This window comes from Streptodolium elevatio, assembly GCF_040649515.1.
Lineage (GTDB): Bacteria > Actinomycetota > Actinomycetes > Streptomycetales > Streptomycetaceae > Yinghuangia > Yinghuangia elevatio.
Genome location: NZ_JBEZFP010000024.1, coordinates 69,227 through 84,564, shown reverse-complemented (window position 1 = coordinate 84,564; position 15,338 = coordinate 69,227). Strand labels below are relative to the sequence as shown.

At 71.4% G+C, this 15,338-nt stretch carries 15 protein-coding genes; 9 read left to right on the top strand and 6 right to left on the bottom strand.

What is annotated here, in order from left to right; genetic code table 11:
- Positions 1–134 precede the first annotated feature (134 nt).
- Complete coding sequence (locus AB0C36_RS12415) at positions 135–674, bottom strand: MarR family winged helix-turn-helix transcriptional regulator (RefSeq protein ID WP_358352845.1); 540 nt, start codon at positions 672–674, stop codon at positions 135–137.
- Between the two features lie 303 nt (positions 675–977).
- On the opposite strand from AB0C36_RS12415, the gene AB0C36_RS12410 reads away from it, so the two are divergent.
- The 4 genes from AB0C36_RS12410 (at position 978) to AB0C36_RS12395 (ending at position 4,898) form a co-directional block, all read left to right on the top strand.
- Entirely contained in the window at positions 978–2,231 is a 1,254-nt protein-coding gene (locus AB0C36_RS12410; protein WP_358352844.1) for a LolA family protein, read from the top strand.
- Entirely contained in the window at positions 2,228–3,256 is a 1,029-nt protein-coding gene (locus AB0C36_RS12405; RefSeq protein ID WP_358352842.1) for an ABC transporter ATP-binding protein, read from the top strand. The genes AB0C36_RS12410 and AB0C36_RS12405 overlap by 4 nt, the downstream gene beginning before the upstream one ends.
- Positions 3,243–4,157: an ABC transporter permease gene (locus AB0C36_RS12400; protein ID WP_358352840.1), complete on the top strand. Its 915-nt coding sequence runs from the start codon at positions 3,243–3,245 to the stop codon at positions 4,155–4,157. Before AB0C36_RS12405 ends, AB0C36_RS12400 begins: the two co-directional genes overlap by 14 nt.
- Before the next feature lie 186 nt (positions 4,158–4,343).
- Complete coding sequence (locus AB0C36_RS12395; protein WP_358352838.1) at positions 4,344–4,898, top strand: hypothetical protein; 555 nt, start codon at positions 4,344–4,346, stop codon at positions 4,896–4,898.
- A gap of 117 nt (positions 4,899–5,015) precedes the next feature.
- Here the strand turns inward: AB0C36_RS12395 and AB0C36_RS12390 are convergent, their stop codons facing one another.
- From AB0C36_RS12390 to AB0C36_RS12370, 5 genes are all read right to left on the bottom strand, one after another.
- A complete protein-coding gene (locus AB0C36_RS12390; RefSeq protein WP_358352836.1) occupies positions 5,016–5,747 on the bottom strand; it encodes a GAF and ANTAR domain-containing protein in 732 nt (243 codons plus the stop codon).
- Positions 5,748–5,969: 222 nt separating this feature from the next.
- A complete protein-coding gene (locus AB0C36_RS12385; RefSeq protein WP_358352852.1) occupies positions 5,970–6,965 on the bottom strand; it encodes a 2-oxoacid:ferredoxin oxidoreductase subunit beta in 996 nt (331 codons plus the stop codon).
- Between the two features lie 106 nt (positions 6,966–7,071).
- Positions 7,072–8,934, bottom strand: coding sequence for a 2-oxoacid:acceptor oxidoreductase subunit alpha (locus AB0C36_RS12380; protein ID WP_358352834.1), 1,863 nt, complete (start codon positions 8,932–8,934; stop codon positions 7,072–7,074).
- Between the two features lie 247 nt (positions 8,935–9,181).
- Complete coding sequence (locus AB0C36_RS12375) at positions 9,182–9,826, bottom strand: response regulator transcription factor (protein ID WP_358352833.1); 645 nt, start codon at positions 9,824–9,826, stop codon at positions 9,182–9,184.
- A 231-nt stretch (positions 9,827–10,057) separates the two neighbouring features.
- Entirely contained in the window at positions 10,058–11,389 is a 1,332-nt protein-coding gene (locus tag AB0C36_RS12370) for a sensor histidine kinase (protein ID WP_358352831.1), read from the bottom strand.
- Between the two features lie 234 nt (positions 11,390–11,623).
- Here AB0C36_RS12370 and AB0C36_RS12365 point away from each other — a divergent pair, with 234 nt between their 5' ends.
- From AB0C36_RS12365 to AB0C36_RS12345, 5 genes are read left to right on the top strand one after another with little or no spacing between them, the layout of a single operon-like run.
- Positions 11,624–12,001: an NADH-quinone oxidoreductase subunit A gene (locus AB0C36_RS12365; RefSeq protein WP_358352830.1), complete on the top strand. Its 378-nt coding sequence runs from the start codon at positions 11,624–11,626 to the stop codon at positions 11,999–12,001.
- Positions 11,992–12,771, top strand: coding sequence for an NADH-quinone oxidoreductase subunit B (locus AB0C36_RS12360; protein ID WP_358352828.1), 780 nt, complete (start codon positions 11,992–11,994; stop codon positions 12,769–12,771). Before AB0C36_RS12365 ends, AB0C36_RS12360 begins: the two co-directional genes overlap by 10 nt.
- A complete protein-coding gene (locus AB0C36_RS12355) occupies positions 12,768–13,769 on the top strand; it encodes an NADH-quinone oxidoreductase subunit C (RefSeq protein WP_358352826.1) in 1,002 nt (333 codons plus the stop codon). Before AB0C36_RS12360 ends, AB0C36_RS12355 begins: the two co-directional genes overlap by 4 nt.
- Positions 13,766–14,725, top strand: a complete 960-nt coding sequence (locus AB0C36_RS12350) for a complex I subunit 1/NuoH family protein (RefSeq protein ID WP_358352825.1) — start codon at positions 13,766–13,768, stop codon at positions 14,723–14,725. Before AB0C36_RS12355 ends, AB0C36_RS12350 begins: the two co-directional genes overlap by 4 nt.
- Entirely contained in the window at positions 14,722–15,336 is a 615-nt protein-coding gene (locus AB0C36_RS12345; RefSeq protein ID WP_358352823.1) for a NuoI/complex I 23 kDa subunit family protein, read from the top strand. The genes AB0C36_RS12350 and AB0C36_RS12345 overlap by 4 nt, the downstream gene beginning before the upstream one ends.
- Positions 15,337–15,338 lie beyond the last annotated feature (2 nt).

Below are 15,338 nucleotides of genomic sequence, written 5' to 3'. Positions count from 1 at the left end.
CAGCGCGATGTGCCGCTCGGTACGCCCCACGAGGATCGACTCGATCATCTCCGCGATCGCCTGGTCGCCGATCTCGCACGCGATCCGCAGCGCACGGTCACGCGGAGGCGTGGTCGACCACGCCTCCGCACAAGTCAGTTCTGGCTGCCCGTGTGCCCCCCGCGCCGCACCGGGCGCCCCGCCTCGACCGGGGTCGACAGCCGGTCCGCCACCAGCAGCTCCAGGTTTCGCACGAACGCCTCCCGCTCGCCCGCCGGGATCGCCGCGAGGACGTCGTTGTGCACGGCGTCCACGACCTCCCGCCCCTGGATCGCCTTGGCGTGCCCGTCGTCGGTGACCGCGATGATGCGTGCCCGCCGGTCGGTCGGCGACGGCTGCCGCTCCGCAAGGCCCTTCTTCTCCAGGTCGTCGACGGTGAGCACCATCGTCGTCTTGTCGAGCGCGCTGGCCTCGGCGAGCTGGATCTGCGTCATCTCGCCGTCGAGCGCGTGCACCAGGACGCACTGGCCCCGCGGCGTCAGCTCGATCTCCGCGAGGCGCGCGGTCAGTTCGGTGGCGAGGACGTGCCCGGCGTGCGAGAGCAGGAACGTCAGGTCGGGCGCGCGCCGCTCGACGGCCGCCCGCTTCTCGGACTGTCTGCCGGTCTTCGCCCCGGCCTGCTTCTCGGTAGCCATGGGCTGATTCTAGCGCGGGAGTATCCGTAACGGGATGATCCCGCAGTAAATCATTTGCGGAGTGCGGCTGTCGGTGCCCCTCGCGGGTCCCTGGCGGACCGGGCAGGGCGATCGATGTCCCTTGCACGGGACGAGGGTTGAGTAGTCGTCAGGTAGTCCGGCCGGGCCGGAACTGCTCCCCGAGGCGTACGCCCCGGTGCGGCCACCGGCCGATGCCCGGCCCCCTCCGCCGGTGTTCCCCTGGATGCACCGGCCGTCCGGCCACCCCGGTCGCGGCCCAGCCAGCCATCGAAAGGCACCACAATGCCCGCTGCCCTGCGCACCGCAGGCAAGGTCGCGCTCCCGCTCGGAATCGCCGCGCTCGCCGCAGGCGCCATCGCGTACGGTCCGAGCGCCTTCGCCGACGACTCCGATCCCAGCCTCCCGAACCTGACCGCGGAGGAGGTGGTCGCCAAGATCGCGGGTGCCAAGCCCGAAGCCCTCTCCGGCTCGGTACGCATCACCACCGACCTCGGCATCCCCGCCCTCCCCGGCGGCAGCCGCTCCGCCGACCCGTCGGCGCTCCTGTCCGGCACCCACACGTTGCGCGTCGCCGTCGACGGCCCCGACCGCCAGCGCATCGGTATCCAGGCCGAGCTCGCCGAGTACAACGTCGTCCACAACGGCCGCGACCTGTGGACGTACGACAGCCGCGGCAACAAGGCCACCCACACCACGCTGCCCGAACGCGCGCCGGGGGAGGACAAGAAGGACGCCGCCCCGCCCACCGGCCTCGCCATGACCCCGCAGGAGGCCGCCAAGCAGCTCCTCGCCGCGGTCGGACCCGGTACGTCGGTCACCGTCACCGGCACCGACAAGGTCGCCGACCGCGACGCCTACCAGCTCCGCATCGCCCCCTCGCAGCCCGGCAGCCTGATCGGCGGGGCGACCGTGTCGGTGGACGCCGAGACGGGCGTACCGCTGCGCGTCGTGGTCGACACCGCGAAGGGCGGCAAGCCCGTGATCGACGTCGGGTTCACCGACGTGTCGTTCGCGAAGCCGTCCGCCGACACCTTCGACTTCAAGCCGCCGTCCGGGGCGAAGGTCGAGGAGACCAACAAGAAGGGCGCGCCGGACGGGCAGGGGGACGCCAAGAACTCCGCAGGCGCGTTCGGCCTCGACCTGGGCAAGCTGACCGGCGGATTCACCGGCACGGACCCGAAGGTGCACGGCGAGGGCTGGAGCACCGTCATCGAGATGCGGCTCCCGGAAGGCCTCACCCTCCCCAAGAGCGACAGGTCCAAGGACGGCAGCACCGAGAACGGCCAAAGCGACCAAAGCGGCCAAAACAGCAAGGACGGCAAGGACGGCAAGGAAGGGAAGGACAAGAACGGCGACAAGGGCCGGGACCTCGCCGCCCAACTCCTCGACAAGCTCGGCACCAAGGTCGACGGCGGCACACTCTTCGGCACCCGCGTGGTGAACGCCCTGGTCACCGACGACGGCCGGGTGTTCGTGGGCGCCGTCGACGGCCCGACCCTGCAGAAGGCCGCGGCGGAGAGCACGGCGGCCCGATGAACGCGTCCACGGCGGTCCGGACCCCCGACCGGGGCGCGAGCAGCGCACACGCCGCACGTGCCGCACACGCCGCACCGAGTTGGGACGGGGAGCGCGAGCCCGTCGTCGTCACCCGGGGGCTGTCGAAGGCGTACGGCCGGGACCGGCTCGCCGTGGACGGCCTCGACCTGGTGGTCCCCGCCGGATCCGTGTTCGGCTTCCTGGGCCCCAACGGCTCCGGCAAGACCACCACCATCCGCATGCTGATGGGGCTCATCTCGCCGACCGCCGGCACCGCCACCGTCCTCGGCGGCACGATGCCCAAGGCCGCGGGGGCGATCCTGCCGCGGGTCGGCGCCCTCATCGAAGGTCCCGCGCACTACGGCTTCATGACGGGCCGTGAGAACCTCGCACGCCTGGACGCCGCCGACCGCACCGCCGACCCGGCGACCCGCCGCGAGCGCATCGAAGAGGCGCTGGCCCGGGTCGGCCTGGCGGCGGTCGGCGACCGCAAGGCACGCGCGTACTCGCTGGGCATGAAGCAACGGCTCGGCATCGCCTCGGCGCTGCTGCGCCCCCGCGACCTGCTGGTCCTGGACGAGCCGACCAACGGCCTCGACCCGCAGGGCATGCGCGAGATCCGCGCGCTGATCCGCACACTCGCGGCGGACGGCACCACCGTCTTCCTGTCCTCACACCTCCTCGACGAGATCGAGCAGGTCTGCACACACGCCGCGGTCATGGCCCGCGGCCGCCTGGTCACCCAGGGGACCGTCGACGACCTGCGCTCGGCGGCCCGCGGGCGCCTGGTCGTCGAGACCCCCGACGCGGGCCGCGCCGCCGTGGTCCTGGCCGAGCTCAAGGCCGGCTCGGTGGCCACCACGGCCACCGGCGTCGAGGCCGAACTCGGCGACGTGGCACCGGACGTGGCCTGTGCCGCACTCGTCCGGGCGGACGTGCGGGTGCGGTCGTTCACGACCACGGGCGGGTCCCTGGAGGACGCGTTCGTGGCACTCACCGGGGAGGGCTTCGATGTCGAGGACTGAGGCGGTCACCCTGCCGGGCGCCGGTACGCCGCAGGCCCAGGCCGCGCAGGAGCGCGCGGCCTTCTCCGTACCCCTGCCGCGCGCCCGCGGTCTGCTGGCGAGCGAAATGCGCCTGGTGTTCCGGCGCCCGCGCACGTACGCGATGCTCGCCTTCCTGGCCGCCGTGCCGGTCCTGCTGGGCGTCGCGCTGCGCTACTTCACCGACGGTGCGGGCGGCGGGGGCGACGAGGGGCTGGAGTTCGTCTCGCAGGTCACCAACAACGGCCTGTTCCTGGTGTTCGCGTCGCTCGCCGCCACGCTGCCGTTCTTCCTGCCGATGACCGTCGGCGTCGTGGCGGGCGACGCGGTCGCGGGCGAGGCGAGTGCCGGCACGCTGCGCTATCTGCTGGTCGCCCCGGCCGGGCGCATCCGTCTGCTGCTGGTGAAGTACGCGGGCCTGGTGGCGTTTTGCCTCGCCGCGACCTTCACCGTCGCGCTCTCCGCACTCGCGGTCGGGGCGGTGCTGTTCCCGATGGGCGACGTACCGCTGCTCAACGGTGACAGCATCCCGATGACCGAGGCACTGGTCCGTGCGCTGCTCATCGCGGTCGCGGTCGCGGTGTCGCTGCTCGGCATCGCGGCGATCGGGCTGTTCGTGTCGACGCTGACGAGCGTGCCGGTGGCCGCGATGGCGACGACCGTGGGCCTGGTGATCGTCGCGTCGATCCTGTCCGCGATCCCGCAGTTCCACGCGCTGCACCCGTGGCTGTTCACGGACCAGTGGATGTCGTACGGCGACCTGTTGCGCGACCCGATCGTGACGGACGGCGTGGTGCGCAACCTGGAACTCCAGGCGGCGTACACCCTGGTCTTCGGAGCCGCCGCCTGGGCCCGGATGGCGGACCGCGATGTCACCTGCTGACGGTGCCCGCCAGTCGGCTCCCCGCGCACTGTTCGACCGAACTCTGCCGCAAACTACGCCCGGTGGGCCCTGAAGTCGTAGGCTTGAACCGGTTGGACAGTCAGCCGCAACCGGCGCCATCGTCACGGCCCGCAGGCGTGATGGTGCTCCGGCCCACGGCGTTGCCCACTCTCCCTAGGTGGGGTCATGACATCCGACCCGTTCCGCACCGGCCCGTCCGGTAACGACGCGTTCTGCACCCGCCCGTTCGACCTCGGGCGCGACGCGGTGATCGCCTACCCCGTGCGCGACACGCGCCCGCGGACCTTGGACGCCGCCGACCTCCTGGCGGCCGTCGGGGAGTTGGCCCTGCGGAGGGTTGCCGGGGCGTGCGACGTGACGCTGGCCTTCTGGCGCGAGGACGCGCTGTTGGCCGAGGTGTCCACCGACATCGGGCTCAGCGAGGTGGTGGGCGCGCACGACGACCGGCCGGGGCCGGTCGCCGACGTGCTGCGCAGTGGCGGCATGGTGCAACTGCCGGACCTGGAACGCGAGGCACGGTGGCCCGAGGCCGCCCGCGAACTGCGGGTGCGCGGCGTGCGCTCGTGTGCCGCGGCGGCACTGTGCCGCCCGCGCTTCAGCCTGGCCGTGGTCGTCTACTCGACGGTGCCGGGCCCGCTGTCCCCGGCGTCGGACCTGGACGAGCTGCTCAGCGAGTGGGTCGCGACGGTGGTGCGCAGACGCGTGCGCGGCGTCGTCTGACACTCCCGGGGACCCTCGGTCGGCCGCGCAGGTACGGCCGCATGGGACCACGTGCGCGCGTCCGTCCGCGTCCGTGCGGTCGGCCGCGTTCGCCCGGGCACGTTCACCCGAGTACGTTCACCCGCGTACCTGGCGTTCGACGTCGGCCACCAACTTGCGGGCCACGTCCGCGAGTTTGACGTTGTGGTTCTGCGACACCCGGCGCAGGGCGGCGAAGGCCTCGTGGGAGTCGATGCGGCGCTGCGCCATCAGGATGCCCATCGCCTGCCCGATGGTGCCGTGCGTGCCGAGGGCGTTCTCCAGGTCGGCCGTGCGGTCCACGGCGGCGAGGCGTTCCTCGCGTTCCTGGGCGACGGCGGCGCGGGCCGCGAGGCGGAGTTCGAACTCGCGTACCACCAGCCCCGCGAGGCCTTCGAGGACGTCGACGCGGTCATGCGGCACGGGGCGCGGCGCCTGGTCGAAGACGGCGAGCGAGCCGACGTTGTGGCCGTCCGCCGTGTGCAGCGGTACGCCGAGGTAGAAGCGCAGCCCGAACTCCCCGGCCACCAGCGGGTTCGAACACGCGAGGGGGTCGCGCGACGCGTCGGCGAGGCCGTGCGGCTTGCCGGTCTCGACCACGACGTGGCACAGGCCGGGCCCGATCGGGACGCCGGGCAGGTCGAGTCCGTAGCGTCCGTGGAACCAGATGTCGTTCTCGTCGATGACCGTGACCACGCTGAACGGCACCGCGAACAGCCGTGCGGCCAGCGCCGCGATCTCGTGGTAGCAGTCGGGTGGGATGTCGCGGATCTCCCACCGGCGGATCGCGTCGGCGCGGACGAGGGCGTCCGATTCGTGAATCGTGGTCACCCTCACCACGGTAGGCGTACGGCGGCGCCGCACGGAGCGGCTTGCGTCAATCGACCTGTGCCGCACGCCACTCCGTGCCGCAATCGGACTCGTGCCGCAGCCCGTCTGTGCCGCGATCCGCCTGTGCCGCGATCCGCCCGCGTCACGCCGCGCCCCGTCCCCGGAAACGGACGAGGCCCCGGCGAAGGATGCCGGGGCCTCGTACCGCACTATGACGGACCGTCAGAGAATGGTCCAGGTGTCGTTGCCCGCGATGAGCGAGGCGAGGTCGCCGTTGCCGCGGGTCGCGGTGTCGGCGGCCACCTGCTCGGCCATCAGGGTGTCGTACACCGGGCGGTCGACGTTGCGGAACACGCCGATCGGGGTGTGGTGGTTGCTGGTCAGGTCGCCCAGCCGGGAGAGCGCGAACGCGAGTTCGGGGTTGTCGGCGTGCGCGTCGTGCACCACGAGCGCGTCCTCGCCGACCTTCGCGACCTCGGCGACGTCCAGCGAGCCCGCCGCACCGCGCACGACCCCGAACTGCAGGTCCTTGCCGAACTTGATGGGCTGCCCGTGCTCCAGCCGGATGGTGACGTCGTCCCGCAGGTCCGGGTCCTTGAGCTGTTCGAACGCGCCGTCGTTGAAGATGTTGCAGTTCTGGTAGATCTCCACCAGCGCGGTGCCCGGGTGCGCCGCCGCCTCGCGCAGCACCGAGGTGAGGTGCTTGCGGTCGGAGTCGATCGTGCGCGCGACGAAGGTCGCCTCCGCGCCGATCGCGACGCTGATCGGGTTGAACGGGTGGTCCAGCGAACCGAGCGGGGTGGACTTGGTGATCTTGCCGGACTCGGAGGTCGGCGAGTACTGGCCCTTGGTCAGACCGTAGATCCGGTTGTTGAACAGCAGGATCTTGAGGTTGACGTTGCGGCGCAGCGCGTGGATCAGGTGGTTGCCGCCGATCGACAGCGCGTCGCCGTCGCCGGTGACCACCCAGACGCTCAGGTCCTGCCGCGACGTCGCCAGGCCGGTCGCGATGGCCGGGGCGCGCCCGTGGATCGAGTGCATGCCGAACGTGTTCATGTAGTACGGGAACCGGCTGGAGCAGCCGATGCCCGAGATCCACACGATGTTCTCCTTGCGGAGCTGCAGCTCGGGCAGGAAGCCCTGCACCGCCGCGAGGATCGCGTAGTCACCGCAACCGGGGCACCAGCGCACTTCCTGGTCGGACTTGAAGTCCTTCATGGACTGCTTGGTGTCGGTCTTGGGGACCAGGGTCAGCGACGGGAGGCCGCTCCCGTGACCGTTCGAGCCGTTGGCGCCGTTGGCCGCTGCGCCCCCGTGCGTTGCCTCAGACACTTTCGATGACCTCCTGGATCACGTGGGCCAGCTCCTCGGCCTTGAACGGGAGGCCGCGGACCTGGTTGTACGCGATGGCGTCGACGAGGTACTTCCCGCGCAGCAGCAGAGCGAGCTGCCCCAGGTTCATCTCGGGGACGATCACCTTGTCGTACTTCCCCAGCACCTCGGCGGTGTTCGCGGGGAAGGGGTTGAGGTGGCGGAAGTGCGCCTGGGCGACCTTGCCGCCCTGGCCGCGCACGCGCCGCACACCGGCCGCGATGGGGCCGTAGGTGGAGCCCCAGCCGACGACCAGCACCTTCGCGTCGTCGGTCGGGTCGTCGAGCCACAGCGGCTCGATGTCCTTCGCGATGCCGTCGACCTTGGCCTGCCGGATGCGGACCATGAAGTCGTGGTTGGCCGGCTCGTAGTTGATGGTGCCGCTGCCGTCGGCCTTCTCGATGCCGCCGATGCGGTGCTCGAGGCCGGCGGTGCCGGGCACGGCCCACGGACGCGCCAGCGTCTCGGGGTCGCGCTTGTACGGCCAGAAGACCTTGCTGCCGTCCTCCAGCTCGTGGTTCGGCTCGGTGGCGAACTCGACGCGCAGGTCCGGCAGGTCGTCCACGGCCGGGATGCGCCACGGCTCGGAGCCGTTCGCGAGGTAGCCGTCGGACAGCAGGAAAACCGGCGTGCGGTACTTGAGCGCGATCCGGGCCGCCTCGATCGCGGCGTCGAAGCAGTCCCCGGCGGTGCGCGGCGCGACGATCGGCACGGGGGCCTCGCCGTTGCGGCCGAACATCGCCTGGAGCAGGTCGGACTGCTCGGTCTTGGTGGGCAGGCCGGTCGAGGGGCCGCCGCGCTGCACGTCCACGATGAGCAGCGGCAGTTCGAGCGACACCGCGAGGCCGATCGCCTCGGACTTGAGGGCGACACCCGGGCCGGACGTCGTGGTGACGCCGAGCGCGCCGCCGAACGACGCGCCGAGGGCGGCGCCGATGCCGGCGATCTCGTCCTCGGCCTGGAAGGTGCGCACGTTGAAGTTCTTGTGCTTGGCCAGCTCGTGCAGGATGTCCGAGGCCGGGGTGATCGGGTACGAGCCCAGGTAGATCGGCAGCTCGGCGCGCTGTCCGGCGGCGACCAGGCCGTACGACAGGGCCAGGTTGCCGGTGATGTTGCGGTACGTGCCGGACGGCAGCTTGGCGGGGGCGATCTCGTACGAGACCGCGAAGCCCTCGGTGGTCTCGCCGAAGTTCCACCCGGCCTTGAACGCCGCGACGTTGGCCTCGGCGATGACCGGCAGCTTGGCGAACTTCTTCTTGAGGAACGCGACGGTCGACTCGGTCGGCCGGTGGTACAGCCACGAGAGCAGGCCGAGCGCGAACATGTTCTTGGCGCGCTCCGCGTCCTTCTTCGAGATGTCGAAGTCGGCGAGCGAGTCGACCGTGAGCGTCGTGAGCGGCACGGCGTGGATGTTGTACGCGTCCAGCGAACCGTCTTCGAGCGGGTTCGTCGCGTACCCGACCTTGGCCATCGCGCGCTTGGAGAACTCGTCGGTGTTGACGATGATCTCCGCGCCGCGCGGCAGGTCGCGGATGTTCGCCTTGAGGGCGGCGGGGTTCATCGCGACGAGGACCGTCGGGGCGTCGCCCGGCGTCAGGATGTCGTGGTCGGCGAAATGGAGTTGGAAGCTGGAGACACCCGGCAGGGTTCCGGCAGGGGCCCGGATCTCGGCGGGGAAATTGGGCAGAGTCGACAGGTCGTTGCCGAAGCTGGCCGTTTCGGAGGTGAAACGGTCTCCGGTCAACTGCATTCCGTCACCGGAATCGCCCGCGAACCGGATGACTACCCGGTCGATCTGCTTGACCTGTTTGGTCACTTTTTAGGACCTCCTCGGCGCTGCGGCAGAGTCGTCCGCGCACCGCGCGGATGTCGCAGTTTCATCGTACGGCTGTACAAGAAGGGGCCTGAGCGGACCCCGGGTGGTGCACGGGAGCGATTCGATGCGGAATATCACCCTGTATGTCGGATTTTGTCCGTTTTCCAGAGTGGAACCAGGCCCACGACGGCCCAGCCTCCGATCGCGGGGATGATGGCATGGGTCCGGTAATCCGTTCACCAGAGTGTCAGGATCCGAGATAGGCGAGTACCGCCAGGACCCTTCTGTGATCGGTCTCACTGGGTGCCAGCCCGAGCTTTCCGAAGATGTTGCTGACGTGTTTTTCGACCGCTCCGTCGGAGACGACCATCGCCTGCGCGATGGCGGTGTTGGTGCGCCCTTCGGCCATGTAGCCCAGCACCTCCCGCTCCCTCGGCGTCAGGGTGACCAGAACGTTTTGTTTGCGGCTACGACCCAACAACTGGGAGACGACCTCGGGGTCCAGCGCGGTTCCGCCCTTGGCGACCCGCACCACGGCGTCCACGAAGTCACCCACATCCGCTACCCGGTCCTTCAGGAGGTAGCCCACGCCGCTGGTGCTGCCGGCCAGCAGTTCCGTCGCGTACTGCTCCTCGACGGCCTGGGACAGGATCAGCACGCCGATCTCGGGAAGCTGCTGGCGCATCCGCACCGCCGCCCGGATGCCCTCGTCGGTGAACGTCGGCGGCATGCGCACGTCGACCACGCACACGTCGGGCCGCAGTTCGGCGGCGACCGCGAGCAACTGCTCGGCGTCGTCGACCGCGGCCACGACCTCGTGGCCCCGGTCCACCAGAAGCCGGTTCAGACCGTCCCTCAGCAGTACGGAATCCTCAGCGATCACGACGCGCACGGCGCTCCCCAGCCTCCATCACGGCAGCCGGGGCGTGGTGCCCCGACAGGGACAGTCTCCCGGATGGACGACCGTGCGGAGCACAGCCCCGGGTCGAGTAGCCGGATTCCGCGACGCCGCCCGGGCGGGGCCCGGGCGGCGGGGGTAGCGGTCGGCAGGGGTCGGTACGGGGGCAGTGCGGGGTCGCTGCGGGGTGCGGGCGGGCCCTGGGCGGACGCAGTGCGGGCGGTCTCAGTAGGGGAGCGTGAGGGTCACCGTCGTACCGCGGCCCGCGGGGCTGTCGACCTTGAGCGTCCCGTCGACGCCGCGCACGCGCTCCATCAGGCCCGCGATGCCGGTGCCGTGGGCCGGGTTCGCGCCGCCGCGGCCGTTGTCGGCGACCACGGCGACGATGCGGTCGCCGTCCGCGCGTACCGTCACCGACGCCGAGTCGGCGCCGCTGTGCTTGGAGACGTTGGTGAGCAACTCGCTCACCGTGTAGTACGCCACCTGCTCGACCGGCGCGCTCGGGCGCCGCGGCAGGTCGACCGTGACCGCGACCGGCACCGTGCACTTCGCGGCGACCGCGGACAGGGCCGCGTCCAGGCCGCGGTCGGTCAGCACCGCGGGGTGGATGCCGCGGGCCAGGTCCCGTAGCTCGCGCAGCGCGAGCTTCACCTCGTTGTGCGCGTCGACCACCATGCGCTGCGCGGACTCCGGGTCGGAGTCCATCTTCTCCTTCGCCAGGCCCAGGTCCATCGCCAGCGACACCAGCCGGGCCTGCGCGCCGTCGTGCAGGTCGCGCTCGATGCGCCGCATGTCCGAGGCCGCCGTGTCGACGGACGCGGCCCGGCTGACGGTGAGTTCCTCGACCTGCTTGGACAGGAACGCCGGGCCGAGCAGGCCGCGCACCATCGCCCGGTCCACCGCCGCGAGGCCGCGGATGAGCTGCGGGGTCAGGAACAGCAGCACGACGCCGACGAGGACGGTCGCGGTCACCCACAGCGGGCCGGTCAGGTAGAAGTCGTCGCCCGGCGCCTTCGGGCCGTCGCCGGACAGTTGCGCGCCCGGCTGGTCGGCCAGCCGGAACAGCGGCTGGGTGAACGGGTACGTGAGCGTCACCAGCGTCGCGGACCACAGCGTGATCGCCATCGTGAACGTGAAGATGCCCCACGGCAGCATCAGGAACAGGTACAGCGCACCGCGCCAGCCCGTCCCGTCCGCGCAACCGCTCTTCACCCATCCGGTGAACCCCGGCGTCTTCTGCCGGAACTTCGCGGGCTTGCGGACGACCTCGTCCATCAGCAGGCGGGCCCGGGCGCGTTCCATCGAACCCCAGCCGCGGCACGAGACGACGATCCCGGCGATCAGCGGCAGGCCCATCAGGAAGAGCGGGGTGAGGCCGATGCCGAGCACGATGAAGACGGTGACGTAGATGAACCCGAGCAGGCCCACGAAGAAGTTCAGCGTGAGGTGCATGGTCTCGCCCCACGTGCGCGCACTGATCGGCGCACGCCAGAAGCTCGGACGGGACACCGGCACGCGGGGCTCCGCGCCGGGCACGGTGATTCCTGCAGTCGACATCGGGGCGGTCCTCGCTCGGGGGGTCTGGGCTCGATCCTTGCAGTACCACTGTCGCCCGCGGCACGCGCCGGTCCCATGGCGCGCGTCGGTGTCTTCGTAGTAGGGCTGTCCCTACCCCTGACCGGATGCGGCGCGGCAGAGTACTGGCATGGACGGTGCGGACAGTACGGGGCCAATCCCCCTAGACTCCCGTGCCACAGGGGCAACAGAAGGGCAGCGAGAGGACGTACCAGGGTGACCGAACACGGCTACTTCAGTACGTACGCGCTCGTCGGGCTGGTGCTGCTGGTCGGCGCGGGCTTCGTCGCCGCCGCGTTCACCGCCAACCGGCTGCTGCGACCGGACGCTCCCTCCGTCGAGAAGCTGACCACCTACGAGTGCGGTGTCGACCCGGTCGGCGAGGGCTGGGCCCAGACGCACGTGCGCTACTACATCTACGCGTACCTCTATGTGATCTTCGCGGTCGACGCCATCTACCTCTTCCCGTGGGCCACGGTGTTCGCCGACCCGGGCTTCGGCGCGACCACGCTCGTCGAGATGTTCGTGTTCGTCGGCTTCCTGGCCGTCGGGCTCCTGTACGCGTGGCGGAAGGGCGTTCTGACGTGGACCTGACGCGCCGCACCTCCGGCGCCGGCCCGGTGAGCCTTCCGGCCCCCACGCTCGGCCCGCTCTCGCGGCTGGCGCCCGATCCGGTCCGGCTCCTGCTCAACTGGGGCCGCCGCTACTCCCTCTGGGTCTTCAACTTCGGACTCGCGTGCTGCGCGATCGAGTTCATCGCGACCTCGATGGCCAAGCACGACTTCATCCGGTTGGGCGTCATCCCGTTCGCCCCCGGGCCGCGGCAGGCGGACCTGATGATCGTGTCGGGGACCGTCACGGACAAGATGGCGCCCGCGATCAAGCGGTTGTACGAGCAGATGCCGGAGCCGAAGTACGTCATTTCCTTCGGATCGTGCGCCAACTGCGGCGGGCCCTACTGGGATTCGTACAGCGTCACCAAGGGCGTGGACCAGATCATCCCCGTCGACGTGTACGTGCCGGGCTGTCCGCCGCGGCCCGAGGCGCTGCTCCAGGGCATCCTCAAGCTCCAGGAGAAGATCGGCGGGGAGTCGCTGGCCGACCGTTACGGCAGCGGGTCCGACACGCCGAAGGGCTCCGGCCCCGCCGCGCAGCCGTCCTCGTCGCGGGCCGACCGCGCCAAGTCGGTGGCCCGCGCGAAGCGGGACAGCGGGGCGGTGCTGTCGGCTCCTGCCGACACCCGTGCCGACACACCTGGCGGCCCGCCGCAGGCTCTGCCGGCCGGTGCGCTGCGCCGACCCCCGGTGGCGCCGCCGGGGACCGCACCCGGAGCGGCCCCCGCGGCTCCCGGCGGTGCGGTGTGACACCCGACGAGATCCGCGACGCGTTGGGCGACGTCGCGGTGTCCGACGCGTACGGGCTCGCCACCGCCGACGTCCCGGCCGAGCGGTGGACGGACGCGCTGACGGCGGCGCGCGACGTGCTCGGGCTGACGTACTTCGACTGGCTCAGCGCGGTCGACGAGAGCGACGAGGGTTTCTCGGTCGTCGCGCACGTCTGCGCGGCACCGGGCCCCAGGCTGCTGCTGCGGACGCGCGTACCGCGCGACGCCGCCCATCTGCCGACCGCCACAGGGGTGTACGCCGGGGCGGGATGGCACGAGCGCGAGACCGCCGAGATGTTCGGCCTCGTCTTCGACGACCATCCGCACCCCGTACCGCTGCTGCTGCCGGACGGGTTCGAGGGCCATCCGCTGCGCAAGGACTTCGTGCTGGCCTCCCGCGTGGCCAAGCCGTGGCCCGGTGCCAAGGAGCCGGGCGAGTCGGACACCCACGAGGGCGCCGCCCGTGCGCCGGGCCGGCGGCGGATACTGCCGCCGGGCGTTCCCGACCCCAACGAGTGGGGGCCGAACGCGGGCCAGGCGCCGACGCCGGACGTCGAGGCCGCCGCCGCGCCCCGCGGCGAAACGCGCGCGGGCCGAGCGGGCCGCACCCCCGGCGACCGTCCGGCGCGCCCGGACCGCCCGCGGCGCACGCGGAGCGTGTCGCAGGGCTCGGCCAGCCAACAGGACGCCTCGCCGACCGAGCCGGTCACGCCGCCGACCACCCCGTCCGCGGAGCCGACCACCCCGGCCGAGCCGACCACCCCGGCCGAGCCGACCACGCTGCCGGCCGAGCCGACCACGCTGCCGGCCGAGCCGACCACGCTGCCGGCCGAGCCGACCACCTCGGCCGAACCGACCACCCCGGCCGAGCCGACCACGCCGCCGGCCGAGCCCACCACCCCGCCGACCCAGCAGGGCCCTTCGGCCGACGGTGATCCGCCACCCCCCGCCGACCCCTCTCCCCAGGAGGACGCGTGACCCTCTTCGAGGTCGTCATCCGCCTTCTCCTCGTCCTCGTCTGCTTCCTCGTCCTCCCGCTCCTCATCGGCCAGACCGAGCACAAGGTCATGGGCCACATGCAGGCGCGCGTCGGGCCCATCTACGCGGGCGCGTTCCACGGCTGGGCGCAACTCGTCGCGGACGGGGTGAAGTTCGCGCAGAAGGAGGACATCGTCCCGGCCGGTGCCGACCGCCGGGTGTTCCGGCTCGCCCCGGCGATCGCGCTGGTCCCGTACCTCGTGGTGCTGATCGCGATCCCGCTGGGCCCCGGCGACCTGGTCGGACGCAGCATCGACGCCGGGGTGTTCTTCGTGCTCGCGGTCATGGGCGTGGGGGTGCTCGGCGCGCTGATGGCCGGGTGGGCGTCGGCGAACAAGTTCTCGCTCCTCGGATCGCTGCGGACCGCCGCGCAGTTGATGGCATACGAGCTGCCCATGCTGCTGGCCGCCGCCTCCGTCGCGATGGCCGCCGGCACGCTCTCGCTCACCGGCATCCTCGGCGAGTGGGAGTGGTGGTGGCTGCCGTGGCAGGCGGTGGGGGCCGTCGTGTTCTTCACCGCGGGTCTCGCCGAGTTGCAGCGGCCTCCGTTTGACATGCCGGTGGCCGACTCGGAGATCATCTTCGGGGCGTACACCGAGTACACCGGCCTGCGGTTCGCGCTGTTCCTGCTCGCCGAGTACGCCGGGATCCTGGTCCTGTGCGCGCTCACGACGGTGCTGTTCCTCGGCGGCTGGCACGGGCCTTGGTCCGACGACGTCGGCTGGCTGTGGACGCTGCTCAAGACCGGACTGCTCGCGTTCGTCGTCATCTGGGTGCGCGTCAGCTATCCCCGCCTGCGTGAGGACCAGTTGCAGAAGCTCGCCTGGACCGGGCTGATCCCGCTGGCCCTCGCCCAACTCGTGCTGACCGGCGTCGTGAGGGTGGCCACCGCATGAGCAAGGAGAAGAACACGGGCGGGAGCGCCGGCAAGGGCAGCGGCAAGAGCAGGATCCCCGGCGCCGGGCTCGCCAAGGGCCTGGCCGTGACGCTCAAGACGATGACGAAGCGCGCGGTCACCCAGGGCTATCCCGAGGTGATGCCCGACCTGCCGCCGCGTTCGCGCGGGGTGATCGCGTTGTTCGAGGAGAACTGCACGGTCTGCATGTTGTGCGCGCGTGAGTGCCCCGACTGGTGCATCTACATCGACTCGCACAAGGAGGTCGTGCCGGCCCGCGAGCCCGGCGCGCGCGACCGTACGCGCAACGTGCTCGACCGGTTCGCGATCGACTTCGCGCTGTGCATGTACTGCGGCATCTGCGTCGAGGTGTGCCCGTTCGACGCGTTGTTCTGGTCCCCGGAGTTCGAGTACGCGACCGAGGACATCCAGGCGCTCACCCACGAGAAGGACACGCTGCGCGCGTGGATGTGGACCGTGCCGGCGCCGCCCGCCCTCGACGAGCGGGCCGAGGAGCCCAAGGAGTTCACGATGGCCCGCCGCGCGGCGGACAAGCTCGCCGGAGGGGCGCAGAAGCCCGCGCGCCCGCCGAGGGGAGGGGATGCCGAGTGAGC